The 20,442-nt window shown below is 69.8% G+C and carries 21 protein-coding genes; 13 read left to right on the top strand and 8 right to left on the bottom strand.

Translation table 11 applies throughout. From position 1 onward, the window contains the following. Positions 1-169: 169 nt before the first annotated feature. Positions 170-1,276 (bottom strand): citrate synthase 2, encoded by a 1,107-nt coding sequence (locus HD593_RS52690; RefSeq protein WP_185110363.1) that lies wholly within the window; start codon positions 1,274-1,276, stop codon positions 170-172. Positions 1,277-1,458: 182 nt separating this feature from the next. Between HD593_RS52690 and pdxH the strand changes: the two genes are divergently transcribed. Then, entirely contained in the window at positions 1,459-2,112 is a 654-nt protein-coding gene (gene pdxH / locus HD593_RS52685; protein ID WP_185110362.1) for a pyridoxamine 5'-phosphate oxidase, read from the top strand. Between the two features lie 10 nt (positions 2,113-2,122). Beyond that, positions 2,123-3,397 (top strand): MFS transporter, encoded by a 1,275-nt coding sequence (locus HD593_RS52680; RefSeq protein ID WP_185110361.1) that lies wholly within the window; start codon positions 2,123-2,125, stop codon positions 3,395-3,397. Between the two features lie 3 nt (positions 3,398-3,400). Here HD593_RS52680 and HD593_RS52675 read toward each other — a convergent pair whose 3' ends face one another. Then, positions 3,401-4,018, bottom strand: coding sequence for a UdgX family uracil-DNA binding protein (locus tag HD593_RS52675; protein WP_185110360.1), 618 nt, complete (start codon positions 4,016-4,018; stop codon positions 3,401-3,403). Positions 4,019-4,118: 100 nt separating this feature from the next. Between HD593_RS52675 and HD593_RS52670 the strand changes: the two genes are divergently transcribed. The 4 genes from HD593_RS52670 (at position 4,119) to HD593_RS52655 (ending at position 9,688) form a co-directional block, all read left to right on the top strand. Then, positions 4,119-4,823 (top strand): iron-dependent transcriptional repressor DtxR, encoded by a 705-nt coding sequence (locus HD593_RS52670; RefSeq protein ID WP_185110359.1) that lies wholly within the window; start codon positions 4,119-4,121, stop codon positions 4,821-4,823. 123 nt (positions 4,824-4,946) lie between these two features. Continuing rightward, positions 4,947-7,169 carry an ATP-binding SpoIIE family protein phosphatase gene (locus HD593_RS52665; protein WP_185110358.1) on the top strand — a complete coding sequence of 741 codons (2,223 nt, stop codon included), beginning with the start codon at positions 4,947-4,949 and terminating at the stop codon, positions 7,167-7,169. Beyond that, on the top strand, positions 7,166-7,945 hold the full coding sequence (locus HD593_RS52660) for an alpha/beta fold hydrolase (RefSeq protein WP_312904362.1): 780 nt from the start codon (positions 7,166-7,168) through the stop codon (positions 7,943-7,945). Before HD593_RS52665 ends, HD593_RS52660 begins: the two co-directional genes overlap by 4 nt. A 54-nt stretch (positions 7,946-7,999) precedes the next feature. After that, positions 8,000-9,688: a serine/threonine-protein kinase gene (locus HD593_RS52655; protein WP_185110357.1), complete on the top strand. Its 1,689-nt coding sequence runs from the start codon at positions 8,000-8,002 to the stop codon at positions 9,686-9,688. A 7-nt stretch (positions 9,689-9,695) separates the two neighbouring features. Here the strand turns inward: HD593_RS52655 and HD593_RS52650 are convergent, their stop codons facing one another. Continuing rightward, the gene (locus tag HD593_RS52650) at positions 9,696-10,562 is read right to left on the bottom strand and encodes an NAD(P)-dependent oxidoreductase (protein WP_185110356.1); all 867 of its coding nucleotides are present in this window, start codon (positions 10,560-10,562) and stop codon (positions 9,696-9,698) included. 49 nt (positions 10,563-10,611) lie between these two features. Between HD593_RS52650 and HD593_RS52645 the strand changes: the two genes are divergently transcribed. After that, positions 10,612-11,019, top strand: a complete 408-nt coding sequence (locus HD593_RS52645; protein ID WP_185110355.1) for a MerR family transcriptional regulator — start codon at positions 10,612-10,614, stop codon at positions 11,017-11,019. A gap of 100 nt (positions 11,020-11,119) precedes the next feature. On the opposite strand, the gene HD593_RS52640 is transcribed toward HD593_RS52645, so the two are convergent. The 3 genes from HD593_RS52640 to HD593_RS52630 all read right to left on the bottom strand — a co-directional run bounded on the left by HD593_RS52640 (position 11,120) and on the right by HD593_RS52630 (position 12,952). Beyond that, positions 11,120-11,662 carry a GNAT family N-acetyltransferase gene (locus HD593_RS52640; protein WP_185110354.1) on the bottom strand — a complete coding sequence of 181 codons (543 nt, stop codon included), beginning with the start codon at positions 11,660-11,662 and terminating at the stop codon, positions 11,120-11,122. Between the two features lie 64 nt (positions 11,663-11,726). Beyond that, positions 11,727-12,608: an SDR family NAD(P)-dependent oxidoreductase gene (locus HD593_RS52635; RefSeq protein ID WP_185110353.1), complete on the bottom strand. Its 882-nt coding sequence runs from the start codon at positions 12,606-12,608 to the stop codon at positions 11,727-11,729. Positions 12,609-12,619: 11 nt separating this feature from the next. Next, positions 12,620-12,952, bottom strand: coding sequence for a nuclear transport factor 2 family protein (locus HD593_RS52630; protein WP_221525392.1), 333 nt, complete (start codon positions 12,950-12,952; stop codon positions 12,620-12,622). A gap of 77 nt (positions 12,953-13,029) precedes the next feature. Here HD593_RS52630 and HD593_RS52625 point away from each other — a divergent pair, with 77 nt between their 5' ends. Then, positions 13,030-13,749: a TetR/AcrR family transcriptional regulator gene (locus HD593_RS52625; protein WP_185110351.1), complete on the top strand. Its 720-nt coding sequence runs from the start codon at positions 13,030-13,032 to the stop codon at positions 13,747-13,749. Positions 13,750-13,760: 11 nt separating this feature from the next. Here the strand turns inward: HD593_RS52625 and HD593_RS52620 are convergent, their stop codons facing one another. Further along, a complete protein-coding gene (locus tag HD593_RS52620) occupies positions 13,761-13,922 on the bottom strand; it encodes a hypothetical protein (RefSeq protein WP_185110350.1) in 162 nt (53 codons plus the stop codon). A 42-nt stretch (positions 13,923-13,964) separates the two neighbouring features. Then, entirely contained in the window at positions 13,965-15,110 is a 1,146-nt protein-coding gene (locus HD593_RS52615) for an acyl-CoA dehydrogenase family protein (RefSeq protein WP_185110349.1), read from the bottom strand. A gap of 239 nt (positions 15,111-15,349) precedes the next feature. On the opposite strand from HD593_RS52615, the gene HD593_RS52610 reads away from it, so the two are divergent. The 5 genes from HD593_RS52610 (at position 15,350) to HD593_RS52590 (ending at position 20,442) form a co-directional block, all read left to right on the top strand. After that, entirely contained in the window at positions 15,350-16,663 is a 1,314-nt protein-coding gene (locus tag HD593_RS52610) for a hypothetical protein (RefSeq protein WP_185110348.1), read from the top strand. Continuing rightward, positions 16,663-17,472: a class F sortase gene (locus HD593_RS52605; RefSeq protein ID WP_185110347.1), complete on the top strand. Its 810-nt coding sequence runs from the start codon at positions 16,663-16,665 to the stop codon at positions 17,470-17,472. Before HD593_RS52610 ends, HD593_RS52605 begins: the two co-directional genes overlap by 1 nt. Positions 17,473-17,664: 192 nt before the next feature. Then, on the top strand, positions 17,665-18,918 hold the full coding sequence (locus tag HD593_RS52600) for a hypothetical protein (protein WP_185110346.1): 1,254 nt from the start codon (positions 17,665-17,667) through the stop codon (positions 18,916-18,918). Between the two features lie 7 nt (positions 18,919-18,925). After that, complete coding sequence (locus tag HD593_RS52595; protein ID WP_185110345.1) at positions 18,926-19,690, top strand: class F sortase; 765 nt, start codon at positions 18,926-18,928, stop codon at positions 19,688-19,690. A 23-nt stretch (positions 19,691-19,713) separates the two neighbouring features. Next, a complete protein-coding gene (locus tag HD593_RS52590) occupies positions 19,714-20,442 on the top strand; it encodes a hypothetical protein (RefSeq protein ID WP_185110344.1) in 729 nt (242 codons plus the stop codon).

Genomic DNA, 20,442 nt, shown 5'->3' with positions numbered 1-20,442 from the left:
GTCATACCTGCTCGTGGGAGGGCCGAGGGTGCCTGCCGCCAGGCTGAGCCTCTGACAGGAGGCGGTCAAGGAACCACTTTCCCCTAGGGTCTTTCGTCCCCGGGAACGCGAAACGGCTACCGCGGCGGCCCTTCCTGGTCCAGGGCCGCGCGGTAGCCGCGCCACGAAATCAGTACTTGCCGACGACCTCGTCGGCGCCCTCGAGCTCGCTGAGCGGGCGCGAGGTGGGACCGGTGTAGGTGGCACTCGGGCGGACCAGCCTGCCCGTGCGCTTCTGCTCCAGGATGTGCGCGGCCCAGCCGGCCGTACGCGCGCAGGTGAACATCGAGGTGAACATGTGGGAGGGCACCTCGGCGAAGTCCAGCACCACGGCGGCCCAGTACTCCACGTTCGTGGCCAGCACGCGGTCCGGCTTGCGGGCGTGCAGCTCCTCCAGCGCGGCCTGCTCCAGCGCCGCGGCGACCTCGTAGCGGGGCGCGTCGAGCTCCTTGGCCGTACGGCGCAGCACGCGGGCGCGCGGGTCCTCGGCGCGGTAGACGCGATGGCCGAAGCCCATGAGACGGTTGCCCTTGTCGAGCTCGCTCTGGACGTACTTCTTGGCGTCGCCGAGCTGCTCGACGCCCTCGATCATGTGCAGGACGCGCGCCGGAGCGCCGCCGTGCAGCGGGCCGGACATGGCGCCGACGGCGCCGGAGAGCGCGGCGGCCACGTCGGCGCCGGTGGAGGCGATGACGCGGGCGGTGAACGTCGAGGCGTTCATGCCGTGCTCGGCCGCCGAGGTCCAGTAGGCGTCGATGGCCTTGACGTGCTTGGGATCAGGCTCACCGCGCCAGCGGATCATGAAACGCTCGACGATGGTCTTGGCCTCGTCGACCTTGCTCTGCGGCACCATCGGCAGGCCGAGGCCGCGCGCGGACTGCGCCACGAACGACAGGGCCATGACGGAGGCGCGGGCGAGCTGGTCACGGGCCTCCTCGTCGCTGATGTCGAGCAGGGGCTTGAAGCCGTAGGCAGGGGCCAGCATCGCCAGCGCGCTCTGCACGTCTACACGGATGTCACCGGAGTGGACAGGAATGGGGTACGGCTCCGCCGGGGGCAGGCCCGGCTGGAACTGATTGTCGACCAGCAGGCCCCAAACGTGCCCGAACGGGACACGGCCGACCAGCTCTTCGATGTCGACGCCCCGGTATCGAAGGGCGCCCCCTTCTTTGTCCGGTTCCGCGATCTCGGTCTCGAAAGCTACGACGCCTTCGAGCCCGGGTTTGAAGTCGGACATACTCGGCCGCCTCCCTTTCTTGCCATGTTTCGGCAACGCGATGCCTTGATGTCGAGATACCGGCGGGTCAATTTAACCCCCTCCCAGCTCATGCTCGGTCTCGGGACCCGCCGTTCCGGCAAACCCGCTGGTCGGGAGCGGTGCATGGGATCTACCACGCAAGCGCGCAAGAATATCGTCTCGTGGATGCCACCCCGCGCCCGCCCACGCTGGCGGGGCTTCGCCGTACGTACGAGGGCGAGCCGTTGCTCGAATCAGACCTCGCGTCCGACCCCATCGCGCAGTTCACCACCTGGTTCCAGGACGCGCTCGACGCCGGCCTGCCGGAACCCAACGCCATGGTCCTGGCCACCGCCTCCGCCGGCGGCCGCCCGAGCGCCAGGACGGTCCTGCTCAAGGGCTACGACGAACGCGGATTCGTCTTCTACACCAACTACGAGTCGCGCAAGGGCCGCGACCTGGCCGAGAACCCGCGCGCCTCCCTGCTGTTCCCCTGGCACCCGGTACGCCGCCAGGTGCGCATCGAGGGCACTGTGACGAGGATCTCCCACGCGGAGTCGGCCGAGTACTTCGACTCGCGCCCGTACGGCTCGCGCATCGGCGCCTGGGCCTCGCGGCAGTCGGCGGTCGTGCGTTCCAGGGAGGAGCTGGACGCCCGGTACGAGGAGCTCGCGGCCCGCTGGCCGGAGGATCCGCCGGTGCCCGACTTCTGGGGCGGCTTCCGGGTCGCCCCGATCGAGGTGGAGTTCTGGCAGGGACAGCTCGACCGGTTGCACGATCGGCTGCGCTACCGGCGGACGCGACCCGGGTGGGTTCTGGAGAGACTTGCCCCTTAATGTTCGTTAAGTGGCATTCGGGGATCTGGTCAAGCGTCATCTCGTAGACACCCGGCCGCTGGGCGTTCCCGCGTACCGGCGGATCTGGCTGGGCCAGGCAGTGTCACACGTCGGCGTCGGCGTGACCGTCGTGGCGGTCGGGCAGCAGGTCTACGTGATCACGCAGTCGTCGTTCTACGTCGGCCTGATCGGCATCGCCAACCTGATCCCGCTGATCGTCTTCGGCCTGTGGGGCGGGGCCGTCGCCGACGCCGTCGACCGGCGCAAGCTGCTCATCGCCGGCTCCCTGATCGCCTGGGCCGCCACACTCTTCATCCTCGTCCAGGCGCTGCTCGGGCTGAACAACGTCTACCTGATCTTCCTCGCGGTCGCGCTGAACTCCACCGGCTTCGCCATCACCGGCCCGACCCGGGGCGCGATCATCCCCAGGATCCTCGACGCGGAGCTGGTGCCCGCGGCGAACGCGCTCAACTCGCTCGTCTACAGCATGGGCGCGGTACTCGGCCCGATGGTCGGCGGGGTGGCGATGTCGTCCGGCGGGTTCGCCTGGGCGTACGCGGTGGACGCCGTCCTGTTCAGCGCCAACCTCTACGCGGCGCTCAGGCTGCCCTCACTGCCTCCGCTGGGTGAGGTGCAACGTCCGGGTGCCAGGTCCGTCCTGGACGGGCTCAGCTTCATCGTCAGGACCCCGGTGCTGCTGATGTCGTTCGTCGTGGACATCATCGCGATGGTGTTCGCCCTGCCGCGGGCGCTCTTCCCCGAGCTGACCGCCGTGCGCTTCGGCGGGGACCTGATCGCGCTGGGCTGGATGAACTCCGCCATGGCCATCGGCTCCGTCGCCGGGGCGCTGTTCTCCGGCTGGGTGGGGAGGGTCAAGCGGCAGGGGATGGCGCTGACGGTCGTCATCGCCGTCTGGGGGCTGGCCGTGGCCGCCGCCGGGCTCGTCCACGACCTGTGGCTGCTCGTGCTGTTCATGGCCGTCGGCGGGGTGGCGGACGTGATCTCCTCGGTGTGGCGGCAGTCGATCCTGCAGCTCTACGCGCCGGACGAGATGCGGGGGCGGTTGCAGGGGGCGTTCATGGTGGTCGTGGCAGGCGGGCCGCGCCTGGGCGACCTGCGGGCCGGCGCCACGGCCACGGCCTTCGGGCTCACCGGGGCGTGGGTGGGCGGCGGCCTGGCCTGCGCCGTCACCGTGCTGATCGTCGGGCTGTCGGTCGCCGGGTTCCGCAACTACCGCGCCGGCTCGTCCGCCGTGGTCCCGTCGAAGGGCAAGTCTCCCGCCTGACGTTCAGGCGACCCGCGCCGCTGCCTGGAGGTCGGCGAGGAAGCCCGCGTACGCCACGTCCCTGTCGGGCGCGCGCAGCACGGCCGACGGATGGATCGTGGCCACCGCCAGCGACTCGCCGAGCGGCACCGGCTCGCCGCGGTGCTGCGTCACCTTGAACGCCCGCCCCAGCAGCGACCGCGCCGCCGTCGCGCCGAGCACCACGACCACCTCGGGCCGCACCACGGCCAGCTCGGCGTTGAGCCATGGCTGACAGGCGTCGATCTCGGCCGCCGTGGGTTTCTGATGGATCCGCCTCTTGCCCCGTGGCGTGAAAGAGAAGTGTTTGACGGCGTTGGTGAGGTAGACGTCGTCCCGCTCGATTCCCGCCTCCTGCAGCCCTCTGTCCAGAATGCGCCCCGCCGGGCCCACGAACGGGTGCCCCTGCCGGTCCTCCTGATCCCCCGGCTGCTCGCCGACCAGCATGAACCTCGCCTGCTTCGGCCCCTCGCCGAACACCGTCTGCGTGGCGTTCCTGTACAGGTCGCAGCCCTCGCAGCAGGCCGCGGCGCTCCGGAGCGCGTCAAGATCGAGACGGTCGGGAAGGAACTCGGCCGCCCCATTGTTGCCGTCCTTAACCATCGCCGGTCGTTCTCCCAATAGGGTTCCCTGTGACTCCTGTGCCCGCAGCGGACGGGCTCAGTCCCACGACCGGCGAAGTACCATTCACTTGGGAGGAGCCTTGACCGCACACGGCCTGATCGACACCACGGAGATGTATCTCCGTACCATCTACGAGCTCGAAGAAGAGGGCATCGTCCCGCTGCGGGCCCGCATCGCGGAGCGTCTTCAGCAGAGCGGCCCCACAGTCAGCCAGACCGTCGCCCGTATGGAACGTGACGGGCTCGTCCGCGTCGAGGGTGACCGCCACCTGTCGATGACGGAGCTGGGCCGCACGCTCGCCACGCGGGTGATGCGCAAGCACCGCCTCGCCGAGTGCCTGCTCACGCAGGTGATCGGCCTTCCCTGGGAAGAAGTGCACATCGAGGCGTGCCGCTGGGAGCACGTCATGTCGGAGTCGGTCGAGTCGCGCCTGGTGACGCTGCTGGACAACCCGACGGTGTGCCCGCACGGCAACCCGATCCCCGGGCTGGCCGAGCTGGGGGCCAGGGAGCCGGTCGAGAGCGGCGACGACGTGCTGACGACGATGTGCGACCTCGCCGGCACACGCGACACACCGGTAGTCGTGCGTCGAATTAGCGAACAAGTGCAAAGCGATCCCGCTGTGATGCTTAAACTCAAGCAAGTTGGGATACAACCCGGACGCGAGGTGACGCTCGCGGCGAGCGACGACGGTGTACGGGTGACAGGTGACGGTGACGCGAAGGATACTCCCGCGGAGCTTCCGCGCGATGTCGCCGCGCACGTTTTTGTCTCCAAGCGCTGACGCGCGCCCAGCTACTTGGTAGAATCCCTCCTGGGAGGCCCTCCACTCTCCCCTGGCCAAGACCGTTGCAGGAGCGCCCGTGGTCCGCTTTGCATTCACGCCACCCCGAGGAGTGGTCTCCGGATGAAGCGATGGGGGGATCTGTCACAAGAAGCGGCTGATCACCTTGCTGCCGGGTCCGTGCTCGACCACGCCGAAATGGCCGTGGTCGTCACCGACCGTTTCAGCAATCTCCTCTATTGGAATCCGTTCGCCGAAAAACTTTTCGGCCGGCAAGGTAAGTCGCCTTCGCGTGACTCGTCCGTCCTGTCCCTCGGGATCATGGAGAAGGACCACCCGATGGCGATCGAGCTCGCCAAGCACGTGCTCAAGGGCGGCGTGTGGGAGGGCACGTTCGACGTCAGGCGCGGCGACGGGACGATCGTCTACGTCCGCGCGCAGGCCGTGCCGCTGCGCCCCGCGTCGGGCGGGGTGACCGGGATCGTCATCATGGCCCGCGAGGCGCTGCGCAGCAACGAGCGGGAGAAGGACCGCTTCGGGCTGCTGGAGCGCATCGGCGAGCGGCTGGCGGGCTCCCTGTACGTCGAGGAGACGCTCAAGCGGGTCGCGGAGATGCTCGTCCCCCAGTTCGCCGACCACTGCTTCATCGAGCTGATGGAGGGCGACCGGCTCGTCCGCAGGGTCTCGCAGCACGTACAGGGGTGGACGCCCCCGTCGGGAACATGGAAGCCGGTGGGCGCGGAGATCCGCTACCCCTCCGGCCACTACGCTGACACCGCGCTCCGCCGCCAGGAGACCATCCTGGTCGAGGACTTCTCCACCAACCGCAGCCCCGCCCCCCATGAGGGCAGCGCGCGCCTGTGCGGCGAGATCGGCATGACCTCCGCCATCGTGGCTCCGCTGCTGGTGCGGGGGGAGACGCTGGGGCTGATGTACCTCGGCCTGTCCAACCTCACCGACCGCCGCAGCCCCCACTACGACGCCTTCGACCGCGACTTCGTGGGCGCCATCGCCACCCGGGTCGCGCTGGCCATCGACAACGCGCTGCTGTTCGAGGAGGAGCGGCACACGGCCGAGTCGTTCCAGAAGTACCTGCTGCCCCGGGCGCTGCCGCAGCTCGACGGCCTGCAGATCGCCGTGCGCTACTACCCGGCCGCCCCGCTGGCCTCCCACGGGCAGGGCATCCAGACCCAGGTCGGCGGCGACTGGTACGACGTCATCCCGCTGTCCGCCGGCCGCGTCGGCATCGTGATCGGCGACGTCGAGGGCAGGGGCGCCAAGGCCGCGGCCATCATGGGCCAGCTCAGGGCGGCGCTGCGGGCCTTCGCCCAGGACGACAAGTCCCCGGCCGACATCCTGGCCAGGCTCGACGAGTGGACCCGCATCATCGCCACCCCCGAGCAGGACGACAACGGCGCCGACGTCAGCATCCCGCCCATCGTGACCTGCCAGTACCTCGTCTACGACGCCTGGTCCCGCCAGCTCTCCTTCGCCAACGCCGGGCACGCCCCGCCGCTGCTGCTGGTCGACGGGCAGTGCGTCGAGCTCGACATCGAGGAGGTCGGCCAGCCGCTCGGGGTGCGCGCCAAGGGCCTGCACGCCGACCTGGTCTACAAGGAGGAGACCCGCACGCTGCCGCCTGGCGCGGCGCTGCTCCTCTACACCGACGGCCTGGTCGACCGCCGCCCGGGCCGCGACGGCCGGATGCCGAGCGAGGCCGAGACGCTGGGCGTGCTCTGCGAGAAGCTGGCCAAGATGTCCGAGGCCGAGGTCGAGCGCATCGCCGACGCCGCCACCGTCGCGGTGCCCGGCGAGATCGACGACGACATGGCCATCCTCGTGGTCCGCTCCAGCGACGTGGACCTCGACGTGGAGGCCCGCACGTTCCCCGCCCAGCCGATCATGGTCGGCGAGGCGCGCCGGATGGCCGCCGAGGCGTTCGCGAGCTGGAACGTGCCCGAGGAACGCGCCGAGCTCGCCTGCCTGCTCGTCTCCGAGGTCGTCACCAACGTGGTCCTGCACGCCGCCACCGCCGGGGTGCCGCGCAGGGAGCTGGTCGTGGAGGGCCCGCCGCTGCCGTTCGAGGAGTCCTGGGACGTGCCGGGCTTCGAGGACGAAGTGGTCGGCGACAAGGAGTTCACGCTGCGGCTGCGCAGGGGCGAGGAGTCGGTCTGGGTCGAGGTGTTCGACCAGGACCTGCGGCTGCCCCGGATCCGCAGCGCGGGCGAGAACGACGAGGGCGGGCGCGGCCTCTACCTGGTCGACCAGCTCGCCAGGCGCTGGGGGTCGCGGCCCACCAGGGAAGGCAAAGCGGTCTGGTTCGAGATTCCCACGCGTGGCAGGTGAGTGATTCACTGGCGGCCATGGAGCTGGCCTTCGAGCGCCGGGGCACCGGCGCGCCGCTGATCCTCGTCCACGGCATCGGCCACCACTGGCAGGGCTGGCTGCCGGTGCTCGACCGGCTCGCCGCCGCGCGCACGGTGTTCGCGGTGGACCTGCCCGGCTTCGGGGTCTCGCCAGAGCTGCCGGCGCGCATCCCGTACACCGCCGAGTCGCTGGCCGACGCGGTCGAGTCGTTCTGCGCCCGGCTCGGCATCCGCGAGCCCGCCGTGGCGGGCAACTCCCTCGGTGGCTACATCGCGCTGGAGCTGGCCTCGCGCGGTGTCGTACGCTCCGCCGTCGCCCTCTCCCCGGCCGGCTTCTGGTCCCGCGCCGAGCTGCTCTACTGCCAGGCGATGCTGCGCGCCATGCGCGCCTCGGCCCGCTCCCTGCCCCTGGAGCAGCTGGAGAACCGTCAGGTCCGTACGGTGGCCTCCGGGCTGCTCGTCGCCCACCCCGCCAGGCTCGACCCGGCCGCCCTGATGGCCGCCACGCAGGCGCTCGCCAACGCGCCGGGCTTCGACGAGACGCTGGAGTCGTTCAGCGGGCTGATGCCGCCCGCGCCGCCGAAGTCGCCCGTCACGATCGCGTGGGGCGAGCACGACCGGCTGCTGCTGCGCCGCCAGGCCGTACGCGCGGCGCGGTGGTCGGGGCAGCGGGTCAAGCTGCTGAAGGGGTGCGGTCACGTGCCGATGAGCGATGATCCGGAGCTGGTTGCCCGGATCATCCTGGAATCGGCGTGAGGTCGCAGGCGGGAATGAGAGGATCGTGACCCTCACCTAGACGGGGGGTCACGAGTGCCTTCTGATCGGTATGTGCTGCTGGAGCGGCTCGGCAGCGGGGGCATGGGCACCGTGTGGCGGGCCACCGATCAGCTCCTCGCACGTACGGTCGCCGTGAAGGAGATGCACCTGCAGGCGGCGGGCAAGGCCAGGACGCACAGGGAGGCGCACGCCATCGCCCGGATCTCCCACCCGAACGTCGTCAACGTCTACGACCTCGTGATCCAGGACGAGCGGCTGTGGCTGGTGATGGAGCTCGTGGACGGGCCCTCCCTGAAGGAGCACGTCGCCGCCACCGGTCCGATGAGCCCGTCCGACGTGGCGGGGATCGGTCTGCAGCTGCTGTCCGCCCTGGAGGCCGTACACGCGGCGGGCGCGCTGCACCGGGACGTCAAGCCGGCCAACGTCCTGCTGCGACGCGACGGCAGGGTGGTCCTGTGCGACTTCGGCATCGCGGCGCTGGCCGGGGCCGGCACGCTCACCGAGAGCGGCGCGGTCGTGGGGTCGTTCGAGTTCATCGCTCCCGAGCGGCTGAACGGCGGGGCCGTGGGGCCGGCCAGCGATCTGTTCTCCCTCGGCGTCACCCTGTGCGTGCTGCTGGGCCGTTCCCCGTTCGCGCGGCCGGCGCCGGTCGGCGTGCTGCACGCCATCACGGAGGCCGAGCCGGAGCTTCCGGCCGCCGCGGGGCCGCTGCGGCCGGTGCTCGAAGCGCTGCTGCGCAAGGACCCGGCCGCCCGGCCGTCCATCGCGGAGGCGAGCGCGATGCTGCGGCCCTTCGCCGGAACGGACGCGACCGCTTACGACCTCTCGATGCCCTCGCCGGCTCCGCGCCGCCGCCGCCAGCTCGTCGGCCTGGCGGGGATCGCCGTCGCCGCCCTGGTCGGCGCCGCCGCCACCATGGTGGCGCTGACGAGCCGTTCGGCGGACGACGCCACGGCCGCTGCCGGCGGGACGCCCGCCGCTCGCGGGACGGCGAGCCCCGCGCCCCCGAGCTCCGTGGCTTCCGAGCCCCCGACCCGCATCGACGCCGTGATGCCGCTCCCGGACCACCCGAAGCAGCACTGGATGTTCTCCGGCGACCGCTACGTCCGGGTGAGCCTCACGCCGTCGGGCTACCCGGTGCGGCCCCTTCAGGCGCCCGCCCCGCTCGGAAGGTGGAGCGACACCCTCGGGCTCCTGCCGGGATTCCAGGACGGCGTGGACGCGACGATGCGGGTCCCCGGCTCTCCCGGCGAATACTGGGTCTTCTCCGGCACCCAGTACATCCGCATCCGGCTCGCCGGCGCCGACCAGGACCATGACGACACGCTGGTGTCCGGTCCGCGGCCGATCACCGACTGGGCGGACGCCTTCGGCGAGCTCGCCGGCGGCCCCATCGACGCCGTGATGCCGGTCCCGGACGACAAGCAGCAGTTCTGGGTGTTCTCCGGCGGCCGGTACGTGCGGACCACGCTGACCGGCACAGGCCCCCGCGGCCGGGTCACCTTCGGGCCGACCCCCCTCGACGCGTGGACCGGCACGTTCGGCAAGGTCGGCGAGTTCAAACAGGGCCTCGACGCGGTGCTGCCCGTGCCGGGCATGCCCAACGACTACTGGGTGTTCTTCGGGACGCACTACATGAAGATCCGCGTCACGGACCAGGTCTACGAGGACACGGTGCTCGAAGGGCCGCACACCCTCCGGAGCTGGTCCACCCCGGAGTGATCGCGGGTCAGCCGTCGCGGGAGGTGACGAACTCCTCGATCAGGACGGGATACTGCTCCCCGCCGTGCCCCGCCGCGATCGCGCGGTCGGCCAGCGTCTTGATCAGCCTCGGCAGCTCGGCGTTGACCCCGGCCGCCTCGCTCTCCTCGACCAGGTGCGCCATCGCCCGCGCGTCCGTCTCCAGGGCCGACACCTCAGCGGGGAAGGCGCCCCTGTCGACCTGCTCGGCATAGCCCGGCAGCCAGCCGGCCACCCCGGTGGCGATCTCCCGGGCGAACGGCGCGAAGGTCGCCGCGTCCACCCCGGCCGTCCTGAGCAGTGCGGTGCCCTGCAGCCAGGCGTTCAGGACGCTCCACATCATGGCCAGCCCGGCCGCGTCGTACAGGGAGGCCAGTCCCGGGTCCGCGCCGAGGTAGGTGACAGTGCCGAGCACGCCGAGCGCCTGCTCGTGCTCCGCGAAGTCCGCGTGCGGCCCGCTGAGCAGGATCACCGCCTCGGCGGTCCCGATCGCCGGCGGGATGGCCATGATGGCGCCGTCCAGGTAGCGGGCGCCGCGCTCGGCGGCCTCCCTGGCCTGGGCCGAGGTGCCCGAGGTCAGGTTGATCAGCGTCGTGCCCTCCAGGTCGTTCTCGCTGATCAGCTCGTGCACGGCGCCGTAGTCGGTGACGCAGACGATCGTCAGGGGACTCGCCTGGAGCGCGTCGCCGACCGTAGGTGCCAGCCGCGCGCCCCCTGCCACCAGCTGCTCGGCCTTGGCCGCCGTACGGTTCCACACGGTCGTGGGGTGCCCGGCCTTCAGGAACGCGCCGGCGAGTGCCTGTCCCATCAGTCCGAGCCCGATGATTGTCACAGGTGTAGCGGTTCTGTCGTTCATGGCAGCATCGTCAACGTTGAGACCGGTATGAAGGTCAAGTGAGGTTTCGATGCGAATCGGGGAACTGAGCCGCCGGACGGGCGTCAACGCCCACCAGTTGCGTTACTACGAAGCCCAGGGCCTGCTGGAGGCAGAGCGCGGGGCGAACGGTTACCGCGAGTACGACGAGGGCGCGGTGCTGCGGGTGAAGCAGATCCGGCACCTGCTCGGGGCCGGCCTATCGTCGGAGGACATCGCGTACCTGCTGCCCTGCGCGGTCGGGGAGGCCCCTGAGCTGTACGGATGTCCCGAGCTGCTGGCCGCGATGCGATCACGGCTGCGGCGGCTCGACGACCAGATGGTCCGCCTCGCCCAATCCCGCAGCGCGCTGGCCGACTACATCGACGCGGCCGAGCGGACGGGCCGCGACACCTACCCGCCCTTCGACCACGCGGACCTGGAGCCCGTCCCCGGCTGAACGGCCGGCGCCGCACGGTCCGGCGGCGTCCAAGCCGTTCGCGGGGCGGACAGTCCGGCGGCGTCCTGGCCGTTCGCGGGACGGGCAGTCCGGCGGCGTCCTAGCCCTGCGGCTCCGGCTTGTAGTCCTGGGCGAGGAGCCCGAGCAGCACCTCGTCCAGCCACTCGCCCATCACCCACGCCGAGGAGCGCAACACGCCCTCGCGCACGAACCCGTTCCGCTCGGCGGAACGCAACATCGCGGTGTTGTCCGCCAGCGTCTCGATCTGCAGCCGGTGCAGCCCGCGCACCACGAACCCGTAGTGGCACATCACCGCCACCACGTCGGTGCCGTAACCCTTGCCGCGGGCGGACGGCCGCAACCCCAGCCCGATGTGCGCCATCCGGTTGTGCGTGTCGATGCCCCACAACGTCGCGGTGCCGACCAGCGCGCCGCCGTCCAGCTCCACCACGGAGAACGCGACGTACCCCTGCGCCTTGTCGTCCACCTGGACCAGCGACTCCTGGGAGCCGGGCGTGATCGGGCGCCACGGGCTGGCCTGGGCACGCGAGTGGGTGACCACGTCGTCGTAGAGCTCGGCCTGCAGGACCGGGATGTCGTCCTCGTGCCGGGCCCTGAGCCCGACCTTACTGCCCTTCAGCATGCGAGATTCCTAGCCGAGAGGTCTGGGCGGCGGCAAACACTTAAACCAAGGGACAGCCGGATCATCACCCTGCGGGAACATCACCGCCGGTGCGCACCGCCGCTCCGGTGCTCCGGGGGAAGTCCGCACCGCGGGCGATGGCCTCCTGGCCACGAAGTTCGGCGATCATGGCGTCCAGGTGGCCGGCCACGGCGTCGTACCCCGCGCCGCCGAGGACGAGCCGCTTGGGAAGGACGTCCTGGTCGATCGCGGCGACGACGGCCCGGGCGCCACGATCGGGATCGCCGGGCTGCCTGCCGTCCTGCTCGATCATGGCGGCGCGCACCGCCGCGAGCATCGGCTGGTAGTCCGTGAGGTGCTCGTCGATCGGCTCGTCGGCGAACCCGCTGTAGGCCCGCGTGCGGAACGCGCCGGGCTCCACCGCGAGCACCCTGATCCCGAACGGCTCCACCTCCTGGCGCAGCACCTCCGTCAACCCCTCGATCGCGAACTTGGCGGCGGTGTAGATGCCGAAGCCGGGCACTCCGACCAGGCCGGCGACCGAGGACATGTTGATGATCGAGCCGCCCCCGCGCCTGCGCATGCCGGGCAGCACGGCCCGGGTGACCGCGAGAACCGAGAAGAAGTTCAGCTCGAACGTCCTGCGTACGTCGGCGTCACTCATGCCCTCGACCGAGCCGTACCATCCGCGGCCGGCGTTGTTGACCAGGACGTCGATGCCGCCGAAGCGGCTCTCGGCCTCGGCCACGCTCTCCTGGACCTGCCGGGTGTCGGTGACGTCCACGGGCAGGACGAGCGCCCGTTCCGGATGCCGGGCGGCCCAGTCGCTCAGTTCCGCCGGCCGGCGCGTGGTCAGCACGACGCGGTCGCCGGCCTCCAGCGCGGCGTTCGCGTACGCCATGCCGAAACCACCGGGGGTGCCACCCGTGATGTACCAGGTCTTCATCGGATGTCCTCTCATGGCGCGATCTCCAGCTGCCGGATCCGGTCGCCGGCGAGGGTGAAGCGCCATTTCAGGTCCGCGGTCCCGCCCGGGAAGTTGCCCTCCAGGCGGCCGGTGACCAGCACGGTGTCCGCGCCGGTGGTCTCGGCGCCGAGCAGCGTGATCGTGTACTGGTACTGCGACGCGGGGCCTCGAAGCCAGGCCAGGATCTCCGCGGCCCCGCGCCGGGTCTGGCCTTCGTCGGTGACCGCGGCGTCATCGGTGAACTGGGCGATGACGGCGTCCGGGTCGCGGCGGCGGTCGGCCTCGAAGTATCGGGCGACAACGCCGGGAAGGTCGAGGTTCATGAGCTCTCCTTGAGGTGACATCAGCGCTATATACGCTACAGGAGTCTATATAGCGCTACATAAGCTACTATAACGGCATGGGTAACCAAGGACGGAGTGGCAGCGCCCGCGATCGGCTCCTGCTGGCCGCCGCCGAGCTGCTGGACAGCTCAGGGGATCGCACGCTGTCGACGCGTGCCGTCTGCGAGCGCGCGGGGGTCCAGGCGCCCACGCTCTATCACCACTTCGGGAGCAAGCAGGGCTTGATCGACGCCGTGCTCGACCACGGGTTCACCCAGTACGTCCAGCCGCCGCAGGCTTCCAGCGATCCGGTGGACGACCTCCGCCAGGGCTGGGACCGGCACGTACGGTTCGGGCTGGACCATCCCACCTTCTACGCGCTGCTGTACGGCCAGATCGAGCCCGGCAAGCCCTGCGCCATCACGGCCCCCGCACACGCCATGCTGCGTGACCTGCTGACCGTGGCCGCCCGTCGGGGGCTGCTGAGAGTCCCGCCCGGCGACGCGGCCGACCAGATCCTGGCCGCGAACATCGGCGTCACCCTGAGCCTGATCACCCGGCCTGACGCCGATCGCGACCTGGGGTTGTCCGACCGCGTCCGCGAAGCGGCACTGGCCGCCGTCCTCCACCCGGGCGCGGTCCGGCCGGCTGACGCGGTGACGCGGGCCGGAGCGGCACTGACGCTGCGCGCGCTGGTGGACCAGGACCCCACGGAGCTGACGGCCGGAGAGTACGCCCTGCTTCGCGAACTGCTGGACCGGCTCGCCGAATCCCGATCCCGCCCGGATCCGGCCTGAAATCCGCGGCGCTAGATCTTGGTCTGGCCCCAGAGCAGCAGCATGACGATGACGAACACGATCACCACGCCGGCATAACCGATCGGCCCCAGGCGGATCGCCCGGCGCACGCGGTTGAGCAGCCAGGCGAACAGCAGGGCCAGGAAAACCAGGAGGATCAGGCCGCCGTCCATGTTGTCCAGTATGCGGCCCGATCCCGCCTTCCGCGCGAGTCGTCAGAAACCGAACGACCTGCCGATGATCTCCTTCATGATCTCGGTGGTGCCGCCGTAGATCGTCTGGACGCGGCTGTCCATCCACGCCTTGGCCACCGGGTACTCGGTCATGTACCCGTACCCGCCGTGGAGCTGCAGGCAGCGGTCGATGACCTTGGTCTGCAGCTCGGTCGTCCACCACTTCGCCTTGGCCGCGTCCACGGCCGTGAGCCGGCCGGCGTTGAGGGCAAGGATGCATTTGTCGACGTAGTGGCGGGCGATGTCCGTCTCGGTGGCCAGCTCCGCCAGCACGAAGCGGGTGTTCTGGAACGACCCGAGGTTGCGGCCGAACGCCTGGCGGGTCTTGCAGTACTCGACGGTCTGCTCCAGCACCGCCTCGGCCGCGGCGACCGCCGCCACGGCGATCGACAGGCGTTCCTGCGGCAGGTTGTGCATGAGCTGGAAGAAGCCCTCGCCGTCCTTGGGGCCGAGGCGGTTGGCGGCGGGCACGCGTACGTTGTCGAAGAACAGCTCGGCCGTGTCCTGGGCCTTCATGCCGACCTTGTCCAGGTTCCGCCCGCGGGCGAAGCCGTCCATGCCCCGCTCTACCACGACCAGCGTGGTGCCCCTGGCGCCCGCCTCCGGGTCGGTCTTGGCCACGACGACCACGAGGTCGGCGTTGATGCCGTTCGTGATGAAGGTCTTCTGGCCGTTGACGACGTAGTGGTCGCCTTCGCGGATCGCGGTGGTCCTGATGCCCTGCAGGTCGCTGCCGGCGCCGGGCTCGCTCATGGCGATCGCCGTGATCAGCTCACCGGACGCGAAGCCGGGCAGCCAGCGCTGCTTCTGCTCGTCGTCGGTGAGATCCACGACGTACGGGGCCATGACGTCGTTGTGCAGCGAGAAGCCGAGGCCGGTGGCACCGTTCCGCATGATCTCCTCGACGATCACGGCGTTGAACCGGAAGTCCTTGACGCCCGCGCCGCCGTACTCCTCCGGCACCGAGAAACCGAACATGCCCAGCTCGCCGGCCTTCTTCCAGACCTCACGCGGGACGATCCCGTCCTTCTCCCATTGGGGGTGGTGGGGGACGACCTCGCGGGACATGAAGTCGCGCACGGTCTCCTGGAAGAGGAGGTGCTCGTCGTCGAAGAGGTCTCGCTGCATCAGTCGCCTCCGCTTGCAGAACAGGATTCTGTTACCGGAAGGTATACCCGGCGCGGGGAGCTGGGGACACGGGTTCATCACAAGTGCTGGAAGAAGCGATTTTCGGCATGTGTTGCGGGTGTTTCGACTCTAAGATCTACCCTCGGTCTGGTATGTGGGGGATCGGAGTCTCCGTGAGTCGGTGGCACAAGGCGTTATTCGCCGCATCCTTGGGCATCGCGGCATCTGCTGGGATGGTCGTGACTTCCTCGATCCCCAGCCAGGCGGCGACGTCGCTGGTGATCAAGTACCGATGCACGGGGGGCATCGCGGGCACCGGCGTGGATCTGGAAGCACGCATGACGCCGCAGGTCACGGCCGGACGGATGGACGTCCGCTGGGACATGTCGTACAAGAGCCTGCAGCGATTCGGCTCGCCGGGCTTCTTTCCCGAGGGCTCCAAGCTGAGTCTCGAGGGCGTGGTGAACGCCAGCGGCGCCTGGAACGGTCAACTCGAACCTCGCGGAGACAAGACCCAGGGGCAGCTGGTTCCGGGAAGCTACCTGGACCTGCCTGAAGGGCTGACCGACGGTGCGGCGCTTGATCGGGCGGGCACGATCCGCTTCGAACCCGCCGGCCTGAGCCTCAAGTTCACGCCCGCCGAGGGCGACGTGAAGATCAACAGCGACGACTCCACGGACATCCAGTACACCGGGGCGTGGCAGTGGGACTACACCGCGGCGACGTACGACGACTACTTGAAGGACATCCGCTGGACCGAGGGGCTGGACGCGACCGCCAAGCTGGAGTTCCTCGGCACCAAGGTCTCCTACATCGGCCGGCGTGAGCAGGACCTCAGCAAGATCAGGGTGAAGATCGACGGCCAGGTAGTCACCTCGGGCCTGGTCGAGCCCGGCAAGGACAGCAGCGGCAATCCCATGACCGGCACCAAGAGCCAGGAAGTGCTCTGGACGTCGCCGCAGCTCGACTACGGGCCGCACACCATCGAGATCGTCAACACCGAGAGCAAGCGTGCCTACCTGGACGCCTTCCAGGTGTTCATCAGCGACGTGCCCGAGCCTCCGGAGCACGACAAGACCACCTGCACCATGCAGAACGACCCGGGCGCCATCGACGTGACCGTCCCCGGCAGCACGCCCACGGGCACCGGCACCCAGACGCCGACGGACGATCCCGGCACGGATCCGCCCACCGAAGACCCGAACGACCCGGATCCGAACGACCCCGACCCGAACGATCCGGACCCGAACGACAACGAGGCCGACTCCGGCGCCACCATCGGCGGTGACTTCGTCCAGGTGGTCACGCCGTCCGGCACCGCCACCGCCACCGCGACGGTCACCCCGAGGAGCACCGGCCCCACCGCGACCAGGTACTACCGCGCCCAGGTGGCCAACACCCCCAGTGGCGGCGTGGAAACCGGCGTCGCCCCCGACGAGGACAGGCCCCCGTTCGGCCTCATGGCCAGCGGCATGGCGTTGGTGATGGGAACTGCCGGCGGCGGCCTGCTGCTGCGCCGGCGCAGGGCCGCGCACGCGGGAGGAGCGCAGTGATGGCCGAGGAGAAGATGGCCGAGCAGGAGAAGTCGCCGATGCAGCGGGCGCTGCCCGGGCTGCTCATCGCCGGCTCGCTCGGCGGCATCGGCCTGGTCATGGTCAGCCTGCTCTCGCTGGCGCCCCCGGTGGACGACGGCTCGGGCTCGGGACAGCCGCTCGCCGCGCCCCAGGGCGCGCCGTCCACGCTGGAGATGTCGAACGCGGGCGCGTTCATCCTCCCGCCGACGGTCGGCCCGGGCGGCAAGAACGTCCCCCTGACCCCGGCCCGCCTCGACGCCCCGCCCCCGCTGGCGGCCGTTCCGGTCGTGCCGGCGATCCCCAAGGCCAAGCCCAAGGTCGGCAAGGCCGCGCCCAAGCCGACCCGCATCAAGATCCCCAAGATCAAGGTGAACGCGCCGATCGGCTCGGTCTCGGTGAACAAGAAGGGCGTGCTCGGCACGCCCCCGCTCAGCAAGCCCAACCAGACGGGCTGGTACAAGGGGTCACCGGTGCCCGGGGAGATCGGCCCGGCGATCATCAACGGTCACGTCAGCACCCGCTCGGGGCCCGCTGTGTTCGATCGGCTGCGGGAGCTGGCCAAGGGCGACCAGATCTACGTGTATCGGTCGGACGGGAAGGTCACCCGGTTCACGGTGAGCGGGATCGAGCAGGCGAGCAAGAACTCGTTCCCGACCAAGCGGGTGTACGGCAACACCAGCAACTCCCAGATCAGGCTTATCACTTGCGGTGGGGTCTATAACCGGACTACTCACCACTACACAGACAACATCGTCGTTTACGCAACGTTGTCGAAGAAGAAGGGTTGATGTGGGAAAGTTGGGGTGGATTTGGCGGTTTACGGGAAGTTGACAGGGACAGTTCGTAGGATCTCAACCTAACCGTGACCAACGGCTGGAATTCTGGCACGACTGTTGACACTGGCTTTGAACGGAGAAGGACCCGTGCTCATGTCCCAGGTGAGGCGCCGCCTCGCCCATACGACATCCGCGTTGGGATTGATGAGCGCGCTCGTCATCTCCGTTTGCTCCGTCTTCATCATGGCAACGCCTACGCCGGCGTCTGCGGCGTCGAAGCAGTTCAGCTATACCTGCGGTACTGGCGGCCCCTTCACATTCACCGCCAACACTCCGATTACTGTCACCCTTAGTGCGCCGGACTCGGTTGCGGCTGGCCAGACCTTTGACCTGACCGTGAACATCCCAGCGTTGACGCTGGCCCAGCCTGCGACTGCCAACAACACCGTGCAGGCCACTCTGACGATGACGGCGACCGGCGGTAGTGTCTCCGACCCTGGTGCGAAGTCAGGGCCGACCATCGCCTCAGGCCAGAACGCGTCGCAACCCGGAAACGTCGTCTACAAGATCGCGGCAGGTGCCACCACCACCACTAAGGTCAGCGTGGATCCCGGTGAGCTGAAGCTGGGCCTGACCACTGGTTCGACCGCCACCGCGACCTGCACTACGGCCTCCACTGAAGTCCTGGACGTCGCGATCGGCACGGGCAACGGCGGTGGCAACGGGACCGACATCGTCGCCTACGTTTGCGACGTCCCCACCGGTACCACGGACACGAACTACCCCACCGAGGCGGACGTCGACATCAAGGTCGTCATGACGCCCCCCACCAGTGCCACGGCCAACGCCGACGCCTCGATCACGTGGACCGGCACCATCCAGACCACCGGCGACACGCTGAAGGCTCCTCAAAACTGGCCCGCGTCTGGTGCCAAGCTCTTCGCCACGATCAAGGCGACCGGCGCCGGAGCCCCCGCCACCGCGACCGGCGAAGGCTCGTTCACGACGACCATCCAGCCGGGCGCGGACATCACGACCCTCCCCAGCGTCACCATCAAGGTCAAGCCGACGACCACGGGCACCGTGTCGCTGACCGCCGGCGACCTCGCTTTCGGCACCAGTTCGACCAGTCCCGTGCTCAGGTGCACTGCCCCGACCACCGGCCTCAAGGCGTACACGTTCACGGTGGGTGCATCCACCAGCCCCAGCCCCACCACAACGAGCCCCACCCCCACAACCACCAGCCCCCGCCCCACCACAACCCGCACCTCCACGGTGACGGTCACCCCGTCGAGCAGCCCCACCAGGAAGTCCCAGACCCCCAAGGCGGGCGCGGACACCGGTGCCGGTGGCATGATGGGCCCTGACGGCCGCCTGTTCATCCTGACGGGCACGGCCCTGGTAGGCGCGGCCGCGGTCGGCGGGCTGCTCATGCGACGCCGCTCCATCAAGGGCTGACGGAACGATGTCGGGCTACTATTCGTACGGCGGCGGCCAGACCCCCACCCCTCCGCCATCCCAGGACAAGGGCAGCACCGCTCTCAGAGCGGTCCTGATCACGGCCGCGATCGCCGGTGTGGTGACGGTCGTGGCCGGGCTGCTGATCGTCCTCAAGTCCCCCGCGGAGTACGGCCTCCAGAGCAACAGGGACGCCCTGGACCTCCAGGCCCAGCCGAAGCAGACCGCCCAGCCGGAGCAGGCCTGGTTCCAGGCCCCGGCGAACGTGCCGCCCCCGCTGCCGCAGATCACCCCGGCCCCCCCGATGCTGCCCTCCACCCCGATCAGGCTGGTGATCAAGCGCCTCGGGATCAACGCCCCGATCCAGTCGGTCGGCCTGAAGAGGGACGGCACGATCCAGGTCCCCCCGTCGGAGAACCACAACCTGGTCGGCTGGTACCGGAACATGTCCACCCCGGGCGAGGTGGGCCCCGCCGTGCTGCTCGGGCACAAGGACACCCGGACCCGCGCCGCCGTCTTCGCCCGCTTGCCGGAGCTCAAGAACGGCGACACCATCGAGGTCAAGCGCCAGGACAAGACGACCGCGGTGTTCACCGTCGGAGGGGTGGAGCAGGCGGACAAGCAGACCTTCCCGACCCAGCGCGTGTACGGGGAGCAGCAGAACGCCCAACTGCACCTCATCACCTGCGGTGGCACCTACGATCGGTCCACCGGGCACTACACGGACAACGTCATCGTGTACGCCACGATGACGAGCTCTTACAGAAGCTGAGCGCGGAGGCGGGCATGGGCTGGATGGCGAAGCGGAGACTGCGTACTGGCCCCACGGCGGCACTGCCCGCCAAACCGGACCCCGGCGAGCTGCTGCGCCTCGTCCAGCTCGCCGACCCGAACGCCAGGCGGGACGGCGACGACATCGTGGCGGTGGACGTCCGCGTGCACGCCCCGGTCGAGGCGGACAAGGACCTGACCGGCGGCGAGCTGGAGCAGGCGTGGGCGGTGCGGGTGGCCGCGGAGGGCCCGCTGCCGCTGGACTTCTTCGACCGCTACCTGGCCGAGGGCCTGGCGTTCCGGCTCGGCGGGCTCGCGGTGTGCCGGGGTGAGGTGAGCGATCCGGCCGACGGCAGCGCCGAGAGCGGGCCCGCGGTGATTCTCCCGGTACGTCCCACCGCCGAGGAGCTGGCACCCCTGCTGGAGCAGGACGAGGACGACGAGTTCCTGTTCACGGCCGGCGAGATCAAGGCCGCGCTGGTGCCGCAGAAGGGGCAGCCGCCGGCCGTACAGGAGCTGCTGCCCTTTGCCACCGAGCTGACCGCGGTCGAGTTGCGCGGCGACGACCCGGCGAAGCTGGGCGCGCTGGCGCTGGAGCTGTCGGAGGCGCTGAACGGCATCCCCGTGGACCGCTGGCGCTTCCGGATCGACGCACCGGAAGACCTGGTGCCCGCAACGGACGACGCCACGGAGGACCCCACGGAGGACCCCACGGAGGACGCCGTACCCCCCACGGCCCCTGCACCCGAATGA

The sequence above is a fragment of the Nonomuraea rubra genome (assembly GCF_014207985.1).
Lineage (GTDB): Bacteria > Actinomycetota > Actinomycetes > Streptosporangiales > Streptosporangiaceae > Nonomuraea > Nonomuraea rubra.
The sequence above is the reverse complement of the archived record's forward strand: the minus strand, read 5'-3'. Positions and strand labels throughout refer to the sequence as shown.